This window comes from Myxococcus sp. NMCA1 (assembly GCF_026810205.1).
GTDB classification, from domain to species: Bacteria; Myxococcota; Myxococcia; order Myxococcales; family Myxococcaceae; genus Myxococcus; species Myxococcus xanthus_A.
In genome coordinates this window covers 2,543,765-2,557,319 of the sequence record NZ_CP113950.1, presented here as the reverse complement: position 1 = coordinate 2,557,319, position 13,555 = coordinate 2,543,765, and the positions used below count along the sequence as shown (strand labels likewise).

General features: G+C 65.8%; 12 protein-coding genes. 7 read left to right on the top strand and 5 right to left on the bottom strand.

The features are described 5' to 3' along the window. Positions 1 to 21: 21 nt before the first annotated feature. Both OZ403_RS11120 and OZ403_RS11115 read right to left on the bottom strand, forming a co-directional pair. Complete coding sequence (locus OZ403_RS11120) at positions 22 to 636, bottom strand: dihydrofolate reductase family protein (RefSeq protein ID WP_140789357.1); 615 nt, start codon at positions 634 to 636, stop codon at positions 22 to 24. Between the two features lie 173 nt (positions 637 to 809). Next, the gene (locus tag OZ403_RS11115; protein ID WP_237081109.1) at positions 810 to 1,367 is read right to left on the bottom strand and encodes a CRISPR-associated endonuclease Cas3''; all 558 of its coding nucleotides are present in this window, start codon (positions 1,365 to 1,367) and stop codon (positions 810 to 812) included. 378 nt (positions 1,368 to 1,745) lie between these two features. Here OZ403_RS11115 and OZ403_RS11110 point away from each other — a divergent pair, with 378 nt between their 5' ends. The 4 genes from OZ403_RS11110 to OZ403_RS11095 all read left to right on the top strand — a co-directional run bounded on the left by OZ403_RS11110 (position 1,746) and on the right by OZ403_RS11095 (position 4,966). Beyond that, entirely contained in the window at positions 1,746 to 2,273 is a 528-nt protein-coding gene (locus OZ403_RS11110; protein ID WP_268784170.1) for a hypothetical protein, read from the top strand. 84 nt (positions 2,274 to 2,357) lie between these two features. Continuing rightward, positions 2,358 to 3,503 carry a HEAT repeat domain-containing protein gene (locus tag OZ403_RS11105; RefSeq protein WP_268784169.1) on the top strand — a complete coding sequence of 382 codons (1,146 nt, stop codon included), beginning with the start codon at positions 2,358 to 2,360 and terminating at the stop codon, positions 3,501 to 3,503. Positions 3,504 to 3,616: 113 nt separating this feature from the next. Next, positions 3,617 to 3,787: a hypothetical protein gene (locus OZ403_RS11100; protein WP_268784168.1), complete on the top strand. Its 171-nt coding sequence runs from the start codon at positions 3,617 to 3,619 to the stop codon at positions 3,785 to 3,787. Positions 3,788 to 4,285: 498 nt separating this feature from the next. Then, positions 4,286 to 4,966, top strand: a complete 681-nt coding sequence (locus OZ403_RS11095; RefSeq protein ID WP_268784167.1) for an MFS transporter — start codon at positions 4,286 to 4,288, stop codon at positions 4,964 to 4,966. A 111-nt stretch (positions 4,967 to 5,077) separates the two neighbouring features. On the opposite strand, the gene OZ403_RS11090 is transcribed toward OZ403_RS11095, so the two are convergent. Further along, the gene (locus OZ403_RS11090; protein ID WP_268784166.1) at positions 5,078 to 5,827 is read right to left on the bottom strand and encodes a hypothetical protein; all 750 of its coding nucleotides are present in this window, start codon (positions 5,825 to 5,827) and stop codon (positions 5,078 to 5,080) included. Between the two features lie 134 nt (positions 5,828 to 5,961). On the opposite strand from OZ403_RS11090, the gene OZ403_RS39455 reads away from it, so the two are divergent. Together OZ403_RS39455 and OZ403_RS11085 are read left to right on the top strand one after the other, a co-directional pair. Then, on the top strand, positions 5,962 to 6,369 hold the full coding sequence (locus OZ403_RS39455; protein ID WP_328285521.1) for a ferredoxin: 408 nt from the start codon (positions 5,962 to 5,964) through the stop codon (positions 6,367 to 6,369). An 835-nt stretch (positions 6,370 to 7,204) separates the two neighbouring features. Then, on the top strand, positions 7,205 to 8,146 hold the full coding sequence (locus tag OZ403_RS11085; RefSeq protein ID WP_268784165.1) for a hypothetical protein: 942 nt from the start codon (positions 7,205 to 7,207) through the stop codon (positions 8,144 to 8,146). An 856-nt stretch (positions 8,147 to 9,002) separates the two neighbouring features. Here OZ403_RS11085 and OZ403_RS11080 read toward each other — a convergent pair. Next, a protein-coding gene (locus OZ403_RS11080) for an IS3 family transposase (protein ID WP_268784164.1) occupies positions 9,003 to 10,147 on the bottom strand; the annotation gives its coding sequence in 2 pieces (ribosomal slippage) (positions 9,003 to 9,892 and positions 9,892 to 10,147; 1,146 coding nt in all). A gap of 260 nt (positions 10,148 to 10,407) precedes the next feature. Here OZ403_RS11080 and OZ403_RS11075 point away from each other — a divergent pair. Then, entirely contained in the window at positions 10,408 to 12,408 is a 2,001-nt protein-coding gene (locus OZ403_RS11075; protein ID WP_268784163.1) for an amidohydrolase, read from the top strand. A gap of 679 nt (positions 12,409 to 13,087) precedes the next feature. On the opposite strand, the gene OZ403_RS11070 is transcribed toward OZ403_RS11075, so the two are convergent. Further along, a complete protein-coding gene (locus tag OZ403_RS11070; protein WP_268784162.1) occupies positions 13,088 to 13,462 on the bottom strand; it encodes a hypothetical protein in 375 nt (124 codons plus the stop codon). Positions 13,463 to 13,555: the final 93 nt, after the last annotated feature.

Genomic DNA, 13,555 nt, shown 5'->3' with positions numbered 1-13,555 from the left:
AGCATCGCTCGGGAGGCCCCGTCAGCGGCCCTCCTCGGCCCCTCCGCTCCAGCCCTCACCCTCAACAGCGCCTCTATCCCGCCTATACGTTCGGTAGTGCATGGCGACCACGCCGCTGCGGAGCGGCTTCGCCGAGACCAGTTCGAGCCGCCGCGTGCTGGGCAGCCCACTCTGGTACAGGGTCGGGCCGTGGCCGGCGATCCTGGGGTGGACGAGGAACTTGTACTCGTCGATCAGATCCAGCCGGTCCAGCTCGGTCGCGAGCGTGCCGCTTCCGAGGAGCACGCCAGCCGGGGTCGCGTCCTTGAGCTTCTGCACGCCCGTGCGCAGGTCGCCGGCGATGTGGTGGCTGTTGGTCCACGGGAAGTCCTTGCGCGTCGACGACACCACGTACTTCGGCTTGGCCTCCAGCTTGACCGCCCACTCGCGCATCGCCGGCGGCGCCTCCGCGTCGCCGCGGGCGACCGCCGGCCAGTAGCTCTCCATCATCTCGTAGGTGACGCGGCCCCACAGCATCGCCCCGCCCTCGTCCATGAGGCGGGTGAAGAAGGCGTGTGTCTCGTCGTCGGCGATTCCCTCCTGGTGGTCGACGCAGCCGTCCAGGGTGACGTTGATGCTGAAGGTCAAGAGTCCCATGCGGCGAGTCTAAGCCATACAATCGCTTGCGGATATCCCGTCGCCTGCGCTTGTCGGTCGAGACGATCCTCCGCCTGCCCCCGGAGGTGCTGGGCTCGGCCGTCTTAGGCCGGCGGCCCCTGCCACGCACCTGATGGGAGCGAGGCCTGGGCAGGCGTGGACCCCAAGGGGGTTCAATCGGTCTGTCCTCCGGCCGGGAGCATCGCTCGGGAGGCCCCGTCAGCGGCCCTCCTCGGCCCCTCCGCTCCAGCCCTCACCCTCAACAGGGCCTCTATCCCGCCTATACGTTTCACGAGCGTCTCCGGAGAGAAGCCCAGCGATTCATCCAGAAGAGAAGGGCTGTCGCAGCGGGCCCGCGCGTCCGCGAGCAGCGCCTGCTTCTCATCGCGCCCCACCCGCTCCTTGAACTTCGGCAAGTCGGGCAGGCCCGCGTGATGCCCGGCGATCGCCAGCGCCAGCGGGAGCAGCCGACGATCCCGGCTCAACGCCCAGAGTGCTCCCGCCGTCGAGTGGTCCCGCTCCAGCGCCCCTTCCTTCTCCAGGTGCGCCTCGAAGCCGTTTTCCTTGCGGATGCGTATCTGGAAGTCCCGGGTGTACTTGCCCAGGTCATGCCACCGTCCCGTGGCCAGGGCAGGCGCGCGCAAGTCCTCACGAGGCGCCAGTCGAGCGGCCCATTGCCCTACGGCTTCCAGGTGCTCGCGCAACAGGTGAGGTCGACAGTCTTCCGTCACGTGAGCCAATGGCTCATTCGTGACCACGCGTGGCCGTGATGGCGCCCCAGGACGCTCCGGATCCTTGGTCATCGCACTCCCCCCACCGCGCACGAGCCCGCTCTCTCGAACAGACGCGTGTGGTTGGATTCTGGGTGCCGTCGAGTGACAGGCACAAGGCGCCTTGTCCTACGAACGCTCCAGATGCGCTCTCCCTCCCGGGTGGTATGTCCGAGCGTGGAGAGTGAGGGCAGACTGACTCACGGCGTCGAACCGTCCGCGCGCGTCACCCCCCGCAGGCCGCGGGATTGCGCGTGGGCAGAACCGTCGCTAGGCTCTCCTGAACTTCCTGCGTGTTCGCAGCCGGTGTCGCCAGCCGGACCCAACTCGGCGTCTGAATTGCCCTCGTCTCCCAGTCTGGTGTGGTCCTCGCGCGAGAACATCTGCGCGCAGTTGATTTCCCTCCTGAAGGCAACGCCGCCCGAGCACTTCGACACCCGGCGCCGAATCGTCTGGATGCTCGGCAGCTTCGGCGGCGTCGAGCAACTCCCCCTCTTCCGCGCCCTCCTGTTCGACCCGAACGAGGACTTCAACGTCCAGGACCTCGCACTACGCGCGGGCGCGAGGCACGGACTCCAACTCTCCCCACGGGAGTTCATCCAACTCGATGAGGACCATCGCGAACGCATGGGTCCAGGCTTCACCCTGGTCGACCTCATCTCCTTCGCGAGGCTGGCGACGTTCAGTCCAGACCTGGAGGCGGCGCTCCTCCAGCTGCCTCCCCGCCCCCGCGGCAGACTGCTCATCGCGCAGCGGCGCGGCCACAGCGCCCCGCAGTCCCCGGAACGCACACAGGCGCAACGCGCGAGTAAGGCCCGGCTCGACCGCCATCCCTTTCATCCCTTTCGCTTCCCCTTCCCCGAGTAAGGCGTCGTTGCTCAGCCGTACGCGCTCGCGGAATGGCTGTTCGAACGCTGGTACCACTCCGACCGTCACGCCATTCGCGAGGAGGTGGACCCCTACGAACAGCTCAACCTCTGCATCGCCCTCACGTGGAAGGAGCGGCCCGAAGCCTGGCGCTTGCTCACCGAGTGGTGTCAGGACATGAGCGCGGAGGAACTGGAAAGAGACTTGATTCGAGTGGACTGGGGCGTCTCTCGCGACGAACTGGCTCGAATCACGCGCACCCATCCGGCGCTCCACCACCGTGCCGCGGAAGCCTTACTGCTCCCCCTGCCAGACCTGATTGCGCACTGGGGCGAAGAGAGACTGCTGCATCGGCTCGAACGCGTCGTGCGCGCGGAGAGCGTCGCATGCAAGGTGCCCTACAACCTCGTGAAGCACCACCCTGCCTTCCACTGGGCCAATGACCTGCTGTTTCAATGGGACGTGGCCCGGCGCCGCGTGTTGTACCCACTCCTGTGTGACGCCGATGTGGCCTCGCAGGTTCGGAGCCACCTGCTGGAACACCTGTCGGACCATGACCGCCCCGCAGCCGTCCGCTGGGCGCGGGCCGCTGAGAGATATCCCGGCAACGCACCACTCATTGGCACCGTCGTCCAGCATGCCGCGCTCAACACACCCACGCCCGAAGACCGCCCGCTGCTCCTGTCCGCGCTGCGAAACCCGGACGCGAGGATTCGGGGCCTGGCCATCGAAGGTCTGCTCGCGCTCGGGGAGTCTGGCCCGGCGTGGGTCGACCGGCTCCTCTCCCTGGCCCACGAGCCTCATCCCGAGGTCCGCATCCCCGCCGCCGCGGGACTGGTCCAGCAAGGCCAGCGCGAATGGCTGACGCCGCTCCAGCAACTGACCTTGGACGCGCCCACCCCTTTCCTGCGCGCCGAGGCCCTCCGCTGGCTCGGCCTGCTGGACGGAAACGCCAGCCGGGCGCTGTTCCTCCAGGTGCTCGCCAGCGCGCCCTCCCCCAAGGGCGACAGCCACGGCTGCCCTTGCTGCCCCTGCCTCCCAGCTGTCTTCTCCCCCGAGGTCGAGGCGGCCATCGAAGCGCTCTCCCGGCTCGGCACGGACGAAGACCTCTCCGCCCTGCTCGACGCGGGCGTGCGGCTGGGATGCACCCTCCAACTCGAAGAACAGTGGACACATCACCTGGCGCGGCGCGGAGACCGTATGAACTGCAACGAACCGCCGGGCGGGTAACCGTCGACTCGGTAAAGCCAGACAGCCACCCGGGTGCTCACTCCCGGCTGTCTGCCGAAAGGCCATTGCACCCCGGTCGCAGCCGTTGCCGCGTTGCGGTTAAGTTGCACGCCATGAACCGCGAATACCACCGCTGGTACAGCGAACGGCTGCACCGCGACATGGAGCTGCTTGTCTTCGGCCACTCAGGCGAGCCCGTGCTCCTGCTGCCCACGAGCAAGGGCCGCTTCTTCCAGGCCGAGGACTTCGGCCTCATCGGCGCCATCGCCGACCGCGAAGTATAGGACGGATAGGAGCCCTGTTGAGGGCGGCGGGCTGGTGAAGAGGGGCCAAGAAGGGCCGCTGGAGGGTGACACGCGGGCTGTGCGCCGTGCCGGAGCAGAGGCTGTGTCGCCCCTCGGGGCACATTCCGGCCCAAGCGACCCATCCAGGCGTCAGGCCGCAGGGGCGTGGGCTTCCAGGTCACTGTGGGTGCTTGGGCTCAACACCACCCGCTCTGGGGTGGACCCTGTGCCGGGGCCAGCTTCGCAAGCCGCGAGGGCAATGCCAGGTGCTCCAGAATGGCGCGCCCCCCCACCGGGGGCCGTCAGGTATGCCAGCACCCGCCTGCGGCCTCCACACCGAGAGCAGGCGAAGACATCCAGCGCGAACGTCCGGCGCACCAGTCCCGCCCAATCCCATCGCGGCGTGCGCTCCATCGTCGACTCCAACCTCGCAGCCTGGGCCGGGCTCTCCTCCTCCAGCCCCGGCTCCGCCCCCGCTTGAGGGAGCTCTTCGTCCGGGTGGCACCACGCCCCCGCGAACCAGCGCAGGAGGGAGCCTCGCAGCTGACGGAGATCCGCGACGGATTCCAATACATCCGCGGCCACACGCACCTGGTGCCGTTCTTCGGCTACCTGGGATTCATCATGGTCCTCATCACCCTGGCCGCATTCCTCACGCCCTTGCAGACGGCGCGAAGCTTCGGGGACGAGGTGTGGCGGCTGACGGCCATCGAGATGGTCTTCTCGGTGGGCATGATGGTGGGGGGCGCAGCGCTCGCGGCGTGGGGCGGTTTCGACAGCCGCATGCGGACAATGGTCGTGTCCAACCTCATCATGGGCGCGTGCACCGTGGCCCTCGGCGTGGTGCCCCACTTGGGGGTGTACCTGGCGGCCATGGGGATCTTCGGCGTGGCACTGCCGCTCTACAACACGCCCGCCACGGTGATGCTCCAGGAGCGCGTGGAGCCGGCTTACCTGGGCCGAGTCTTCAGCGTGATGACCATGCTCTCCACCGCGCGGATGCCGCTATCCATGCTGCTCTTCGGCCCCCTGGCAGAAGTGGTCTCCATCGAGCGGCTCCTGCAGATCACCGGCGTGCTGGTGATCTTCCTCGGGCTGCTCGCGCCGCTCCACCGCCGGCTGATGTCCTTCGGCGAGCCCAAGCGTCCCCCAGTCGAGTCCCAGGACCTGGCCAGTTGAGGGCCTGTTCATGGCTCGGAGAAAGAGACCAGTCGTGCCCCGTTTCCGCGACCAGACACGCGGGCCCTCACTGACGAGGTGGCCCGCGTGCCCGGGCTCCGGTGTGGTTCGCTACGGCGCGCAGTAGATGGCGCGCTCGAACTTGCCCGTCACTTCGACGATGGAGTCAGCGCGAACCACGTACTCACTGGCACCCACACGCGTGTCGGCGTTGCACCAATCATACGTGTAGCCCAACCCGGTCCAGGGGTAGTGCGTGCTCTGCCAGAACCCATAGCTGGAGGCGTAGTAGGCGTTGATCCAATTCCTGTGCTCGGAGGTGGCGGAGGCAGGGAACTGAAGACCGCACGAGGCGTCGTCAATCTCCGCGTCCGGGCAGGGCCGGAACAGGTTCTCGGGCCGGACCCACAGCTCGACGACGTAGCGAGCGTTGTCGTTCTCCGTGGCCGGGGGCAATCCCAGGTACTGGTTGAGGCGACCCACGAGCTTCTCTTCGGGTACCGTCTTGCAGAACGTCTGGAGCTGAGGCGCGGGTGTGACCCAGACCTCACGGGAGAGCGTGTTCTCGCCCAGCGTGTAGCCAGCGAACGTGGTCCAGATGGCCATGCGCACGGCCGTCCGGGACTCGTTCCAGATGAGCCGCGGATTCGACGGGCTGATGGCCCACAGCTCCGTGGAGATGTCCGCCACCGTGGGTTCGGCCGCGTTGCGGACGGCCTCCGCATAGGTCTGTGAATCGCAGGCGAGTTCCTCGGGAGGACCCGGAAGCGGGTCCTGCGTATCTTCACCGCAGCCAGTGAGGGCCAGGAGCGCGGTGGTTGCAGTGAACGTTCGCAGGGTGCGCGAGAAGGCGCTGAACATCGTGACATCTCCGTGAAAGGATGGATTCGCGGAGAGTGTAGACGAATCTTGAAGGAACGAGAGCCTTGTCTCTCCGTGAATCGCACAGCGCCTGAGCCCGGCGCCCAGGTAGGCTCGCTCTCAAGGAGAACCGCATGTCGAAGCAGCACGAGCCCCATCCCATGAACGTGCCTGGCGACTTCTATGTCGTGGACCAGTGCTGCACCGCATGCGGCGTTCCCACACACATTGCGCCAGAGACGTTCGCGACCGAACGACTTGGCGGCGACTGCTACGTCCAGAGACAGCCCACCACCCCGAAGAGGTCGACCGCGCGCTCATGGTCGTTCGCTGCCAGGAGTTCGGATGCGTTCGGTACCGGGGGACCCACCCCGTCATCCTGCGCCGACTCACTGAAGCGGGGGAAGGCGACCAGTGCGATGCGCCTCTGCCCGCAGGGATCCGCCCTGTCTTGCGGAACCACGTCTCCGTCGAAGCACAGCGTCTCGATACTCGCGCTTGGGAGTCAGCGGCTGTGCTTGAGCGCTTCCGTCTTTGGCTGACGGGCCAACAACCCAACTATCGAACCACTCACATCAAGAGGAGCGCCTCCAGCGCCTCCTTTTCGTTCTCCTGGACCGAGAATGGGTTCCACGAAGTGACGGCCAACCCCATCGGCGACGTACCAGGCCGGTGGCTCCTCCAACATGCAGGAAATATCCCGGTGTCCGAGATCATCGCGGAGTGGCTGAAGGGCGCAGGTGAACTGGGCGCGGTGCAGTGGTACTCGCAGGAGGAGTGGGAACGTGGCCTTCCGGGCCAGGCCCACCCCTGGTAATGCGACGCACAGCCTGCGGGCGCCAGCTCCCCGGCGCACACCGGTCAGCAGCGCGGTGCGACCTCCACGAAAGTATAGGACGGATAGGAGCCCTGTTGAGGGCGGCGGGCTGGTGAAGAGGGGCCAAGAAGGGCCGCTGGAGGGTGACACGCGGGCTGTGCGCCGTGCCGGAGCAGAGGCTGTGCCGCCCCTCGGGACACATGCCGGCCCAAGCGGCCCATCCAGGCCGCAGGGGCGTGGGCTTCCAGGTCACTGTGGGTGCTTGGGCTCAACACCACGCGCTCTGGGGTGGACCCTGTGCCGGGGCCAGCTTCGCAAGCCGCGAGGGCAATGCCAGGTGCTCCAGAATGGCGCGCCCCCCACCGGGGGCCGTCAGGTATGCCAGCACCCTCCTGCGGCCTCCACACCGAGAGCAGGCGAAGACATCCAGCGCGAACGTCCGGCGCACCAGTCCCGCCCAATCCCATCGCGGCGTGCGCTCCATCGTCGACTCCAACGTCGCAGCCTGGGTCGGGCTCTCCTCCTCCAGCCCCGGCTCCGCCCCCGCTTGAGGGAACGCCGTGGATGCCGGCGCCAAGGTCAATGACAAGGCCTACGGCTTCCTGGCGGGCGCAGCCAAGGCGGTGGGCGCCGACGGCCTCGGCAACTCCTTCGACAAGGCGGGTGACGCAAACCGGAAGCTGGACTCGTACGTCAGCACGGACGCGCAGACGTTCCTCGTAGACCACCTGAAGGGATTGTCGGTGAAGGGCACCCTGGCCGGGAAGCTCGCGGGGAAACTGGAACTGCCCAACCGCGCGCTCGCGGGCGAGCTCAAGGGACAGCTCGAGACGAAGGTCGACATCGAATTCGGCAAGAACGGCCAGAAGCCCACCATCACCGTGGAGCAGTCCGGACAGCTCGAGGGCAAGGGCTCCGTCGACAGCGGCACCTTCTTGACGAAGACAGGCGAGGGCAAGGGGGCCATCAAGCTCGCCTTTCAGAACAAGTTCGAGGTCAACGGGAAGCTGGACCTGGAGGCGGCGCTGCAGGGCGGCTCCCCCGGGCTCAAGGTCAACCTCGTGGACTCCACGCTCTCCGCCGAGGTGGGCGTCTCCGGCAAGGGTGGCGTGGGCCTGGCCACTCCGGGAGGCACGCAGACGGAGGCCAGCCTCAAGGGCGACACCGGAGTGTCCGGCAAGCTGAAGCTCACGGGGAAGACGGTGGCCGTCGCCGCCGCGCTGGCGGACCCCAAGGCGCGCGAGGCCCTGGCCAACGGTGACTTCGGGCCGCAGGCGAAGAACCTGGGGAAGGTGCCCGTCACCGTGGAGGGAGAGTTCGCGGCGACGGCCGGCTTCACCGGGAAGCTGTCGCTGGACGCGGGGCGCGCCAGCGGCGGTGTCTCCATCGAGGGCTCCCTGAGCGACGTGTTCCTCAAGGAGAAGCGGGACCTGAGCGGTGACGAGCTCGCCGCGAAGGTCAGCAGCTTCCCCGCCTGGCTCCAGCAGCAGCTCCACGCCTGAACATCCGTCCCCGCAACGTCAACCCTTTGTGCCTGCCCAAAATTCGCTCGCTGCGTCATGAGCGCGTTGAGGTGAGCAAGCGAGGCGCGCGCGGGCCGGCGAGTTCCTGTAGCAGTGAAAGTGGGGTCGGAATCATCGTGACACCGCCCACGCCGTCCCGCGCAATCAAAGGCTGAGCACTCGTGATGAAGGGAGCGCCAAGCCGGCCCTGCCGACCGCCAGCCCATCGAGGACAACCGCGTGCCCAGGCGACCAGCGCAGCAGTGCTCTCGGCCAGGGCTCACGGGCGGGTCCGGATACGAGAGTTCGTGGCCTCAGACCATGGGGGCACGAGGCCCCGTCCGCCCCATCAACCCACGTGGCGCCCCACATCGTCTCCTTCTGGAGGATGGTGGGCGCCCTCCTCAATCCGCGACAATCGGGAACAAAGGCGACGAAGTTTGCGGAGACTCAATCGGACCCCGAATTTTCCCGACTTCGCGTAACCCATGATGTCTCTCGTGTTTTCCGTCGCAGTCTCTGGAGAGAATGCCGAGAACGAGTTCGCGCAGAGTTTCATTCGGGGAGAACCGGTAAGGCCCTTTTGTTTTACACGGGCCTCGCGATGAAAATCGCGGGGCCTTCATGCTCAAGCCCCTGAATCTCAAGGGATTTTGGCTCGCGGTACTGAAAGGGGGCCCTCCTGGCTCGCCCCTGAAGTGAGGGCTGTCGCAGGAGGCTTCTGAGCCGACCACAGCCGCCGCCTCTTCGCCGGGCACTCGCCCCTCCGCGAAAGGCTGACAGTTCCCCCGTCACACGGCCCCACGGAAGGTTAGCGCACGTGATCTTGATCTGCCCCCGTTCTTCGGACCACGAGTTACGAGAGTCCTGCGGCGCTGTTGATACCGTGCTCGGGGGATGATGCGGCGGGGTCGGCATGGGCACGGCGAGCTCCGACCTCCGCGGGTGTCTTGTAGCCCAGACTGCTGTGCGGACGCTTCTCGTTGTAGTCGTACCGCCACGCCTCAATGAGGACGACAGCCTCCCTCCTGTTGGCAAACCACTCCGCGGACAGGCACTCGTCGCGAAAGCGGCCGTTGAAGCTCTCGTTGGTACCGTTCTGCCAGGGCTTGCCCGGGTCGCTGTAGGCCGTCTGGATGCCGCTGGCCTCCAGCCACCCTCGCAGGGCCTTGGCGATGAACTCCGGGCCGTTGTCGCTTCTGAGGTACTTCGGCGGACCGTGCACCGCCACCAGGCGCGAGAGTACCTCGATGACTCGTCTGGAGTTGATGCGCCCCGCCACGTCGATGGCCAGGCATTCGCGGCTGTGCTCGTCCACGACAGTGAGGCACTTGAGCTTCTGCCCGTTGGCGCATGCGTCGTGCACGAAGTCCCAGGCCCATACCGAGTTGACGCCCTCGGGCTTCGGCTGCCGCGGCCGTCCGAGCCGAAGGCGCTTTCTCGGCCTCCTTCGAGTGAGAGCCAGCCCCTCCTTCTTCCAGAGCCGATGCACTCGCTTCACGTTGACCATAGGCCCTTCGCGCCGCAGCAGCGCCCAGGCCCGCCGGTAGCCGTACCGGGGACGTGCCCGAGCGATACCTCGCAGCTTCTCCACCAGCGCCGCGTCCTTCGCCTCCTTGCGACGGACGTAGCCCAGACTGCTGCGGGCCACCTGCAGTAGCGCGCACGCCCGGCGCTGCGACACGCCTCGCTCCTCGGCGTACCTCACCTGCCGGCGACGGACGGACGCGCTCACCATTTTTTTGTGGAGATTTCCTTCATGACCTCGATTTCGAGGTCCCTCTCGGCCAGCAGCTTCTTCAGCCGCGCGTTCTCCTTCTCCAGCTCCTTGAGCCGCGTCGCGTCGCCTGCCTCCATGCCGCCGAACTTCTGCCGCCACCGGTAGAGCGTCTGCTCGGCGACGCCGTGCTTCCGGGCCACCTCCACCACGCTAGCCCCAGGCGCCTCCGCCTCCCTCAGGATGCGGACCATCTGCTCCTCGGTAAACCTGCTCTTCCTCACGACCGACCTACCTCCTGGCCGCGAGGACTCTCTCACTCTTCAACTGGTCCGAAAATTGGGGAGCAGACCACACGCGCTGACGTGTCAGCGCGGAGGGCTGACACGTCACGGGGGACGCAAGGCGAGGTCTCCAATCTCTGCTTTCCGAGAGAGGGGCCCTTCCTGGGGGCCCGGCACGCCCACTGCAAACGCCTTGCACCGAGGCGCCTCCGCACACGGTGGCACACCTCGAACTCACCCGTAGGCACGAGACGCAAGCCATGCACCACTCCCATCCGACCTGCACCCATTGTGGTTGCAACAACCCCTTGATGGATACTCTTTGCAAAGAGCTGCTGACCCCGGATGTCTTCAGCCGCGTGCCGGTGGAACATGCCGCGCATGAGCCGGAAGCTCCGGAAAGCCTGCTGATCCGAGGGGGCACCATCCGCCCGATGATCAAAGGCTCGGCGGAGGAGGTGGAGGCCATTGGCATCCATCAGGGCAAGGTCGTCGCCACCGGCAAGTTCGCGACGGTCGAGGCGGCGATGCGGACACGTGGCATCCCGTTCAAGACGCTCGAACTGAAAGCCACTGAGGCACTGTTGCCCGGGCTGATCGAACCGCACATGCACATTGTGGCATCGGCAGTGTCTGCGGGGTTCACCGACATGGGCGCCTTCGACGGGCAGTCCCTGCGGCCCGACTACAACGAGAAGTGGCTGACAACAAAGATCCAGGATGAGGCGGCCACCATCCGCAACGTAAATTCGATGGTACAGTTCGGGCCGGAGGCGCACATCATTCCCACCGGCATCAAGCCCTATGCCTGGGTCCTGGGGCGCGAGGTCGATCCGGCACTGATGCCGTTCACGGTGAACCCGCCAGGCAAACTGAACAACCTGGTGACAATCGATGCCGACTTTCTCGACCAGTATGTCGCCGACGTGCCAGTCCTGCTGCTGAGCGCGTCGATGCACACCGCTTACCTGAACACGGCGGCCCTGAGGCATACTTATAACAACAGCCCTGACTTGCAGAGGGATTTCGGTACGTTCGAGAATTACAAGACCACCAACAAGGGCCAGCTTCAGGAAATTCCGGCCATGCAGCCGGCACTGCTAGCCATTCCCAAACACCAGATATTGGAAATAAAGGCCAAAGCCGTTCCGAACCTGACGCGGCTGTTCGAAACGGCGGTGGAACGGGGCGTGACCATGATCTATGACGCTGGCCTGGACGAGGACCAACTTGAGGTGTTGAAGGCATACCTGAAGGTGTATAAACCGCGTGTCCGCATTGGCGGGGCAAAGCTCATCAAAGCCCAGGAGGATGTCGAGGATGCTCTGAAACCGTACGAGCCGATGACTGATTACGAAGATCTCTATATCGGGCACCTCAAGGTGATTTCCGACGGATCGAACCAGGGCCTGACCGGATACCAGCAGGAGTACTATTGCTGCAACCCGCCGGAGAACCGCGGCATCTTCAACTTCACCGATGCAGGGGGCTCGCAGTCGGGCTCCACCAAGCCTCCGGACTTCGCGACCCTGGTACAGACGGCGGCCAAGAAGAACTGGTCGCTGATGATCCACGCCAACGGCGACAGGGCCAATGAGCTCACGACGCAGGCCTATGTCAACGCGTTGAAGTCCCTGACGCCGCAGCAACGGGACGACCGCCGCGACCGGATTGAGCATTGCTCGCTGCTCAGTCCCGGGCAACTGGATACCATGCACAGATGGGGCATCTCCCCCAGCTTCCTCATCGGTCACGTCGGTTACTGGGGCTATGCCTTCAACAAGGTGATTTTCGAGGAGAAGAAGGCCCAAACCCTCGACCTGTGCAAGTCGGCGTTAGACAAGGGGCTGCGCATCAGCCTGCACTCCGACTACGGCGTCACCCCGCTCGGGCCGCTGCGGCAGATGGAGCAGGCGATTACCCGGATCATGGAAGCCGATCCGGACAAGGGCGTCCTGAACGAGGACGAATGCCTGACGCCGGAACAGGCTCTGTGCGCCGTCACCTATGATGCAGCATGGCATTGCCGGGCCGAAAACTGGGTCGGGTCGCTGACGCCCGGCCACCTTGCCGACTTCGTGATCCTGGCGCAGGACCCACTGAGCATGGGGAAGAAGCTGCCCGGGCGTGGCCATGGCCACGATGTGGCGAGGACGGAGCAAGAACTGCCGCCCGTTGAGGCCATCTACCAGAACATGCGCGCCATCACGGTGCTGTCGACGTGGAAGGGCGGCGTTAAGGTCTACGCGGCGAAACCCTGATCCTGGTTTGTCCCCGGCCAGTCTGTCCGCCTGTCGAGGACACCCCGTTCAGAAGGCTTCCGGATGATGGGGCTGGTTGAGCCAGAGCAGCATCTGTGCCTATCCAAAATCCGGTCGCCGCATCATGGTGCGTCAAGCCTACTTCAGGGGTGCGTCAAGTCGGGTGAGCGAGGTGCTGGTACGGCTATCACCACGACGAAAACAGCCGACATCATCAGAAGGCATGGGCACAATTCGGCAGGGTCAAGTCCCGAATCTTGTGTAGTTGGTTCGGAGGGGGTTCGGGGGAGGAAGGCTCCTTGGCGGCATCAGGCAGCGGAAGTGACAGGGGATGATTTCAGCAGGGACATGTCGAGGGAGCCGCGGTCGTCCCAGACTCCAGTGACTTCCAGGGCGACAGCGGTGATGAGGCGCAGCGCTCCGCCAGTCCATCCCTGCGCCGGGCCGACCTCAGGCGCTCCGCCTGAGGTCGGCCGAGAATCATGACCGTTGGTTTAGTCCTACAGTTGTAGTTTGAGCCGCGCACCACGTGCGCGGTAGTGACAGCGCATGGCGACGGCCTGGTGATGGCGTCGCCAGTGACTCCACGAGAGGAGGTAGGCGACTGAGGGCAGTGTGCGCCACCAAAGCGCCAGCAGCAGTCTTCGTACCTCCTGGACGGAGTAGCGGACGAAGGTTGTCAGTGAAGGCCGCGCCGGACGAGAAACGCCCGCATGGGGTTTCTTCGAGTCGGCAGGCCGAGCGCTTTTGGGGGCAGTCCCTCCCGTGGCTCGAGGTTGGCCATGGCCCGTGCGCTGGCCAGGAAAACGTGCGCGACGAGGCACAGCGACATGTGTCGATGCCAGGCCGTCCAGGTACGCACCTCGTAGTCCGCCAGGCCCACCTCGCCCTTGGCGGACTCGAAATCTTCCTCAATGGCCCACCGGCTACCCGCCGCCCGTACGAGCGAGGCAAGCGAGGCATTGCGTCGTGCATGGGCAATGTAGAAGGCCACCTTCCCGTCCACTGGGCTGCGACGAAACAGCAGCTGCGTGTACCGGACCATGGTGAGCACCGATTCCGGTCCAAGGTGAGCACCTGTTCCGGCCCAAGGTGAGCACCCGTTCCGGGCATGGTGAGCACGGGAGGAGGCGACACACGGAGAGTT

What these genes read in the sequence shown, in the direction of transcription:
- OZ403_RS11120 (WP_140789357.1), bottom strand. Translation starts at nt 636, where the DNA reads ATGGGACTCTTGACCTTCAGCATCAACGTCACCCTGGACGGCTGCGTC.
- OZ403_RS11100 (WP_268784168.1), top strand. Translation starts at nt 3,617, where the DNA reads ATGAACCGCGAATACCACCGCTGGTACAGCGAACGGCTGCACCGCGAC.
- OZ403_RS11090 (WP_268784166.1), bottom strand. Translation starts at nt 5,827, where the DNA reads ATGTTCAGCGCCTTCTCGCGCACCCTGCGAACGTTCACTGCAACCACC.
- OZ403_RS39455 (WP_328285521.1), top strand. Translation starts at nt 5,962, where the DNA reads ATGTCGAAGCAGCACGAGCCCCATCCCATGAACGTGCCTGGCGACTTC.
- OZ403_RS11075 (WP_268784163.1), top strand. Translation starts at nt 10,408, where the DNA reads ATGCACCACTCCCATCCGACCTGCACCCATTGTGGTTGCAACAACCCC.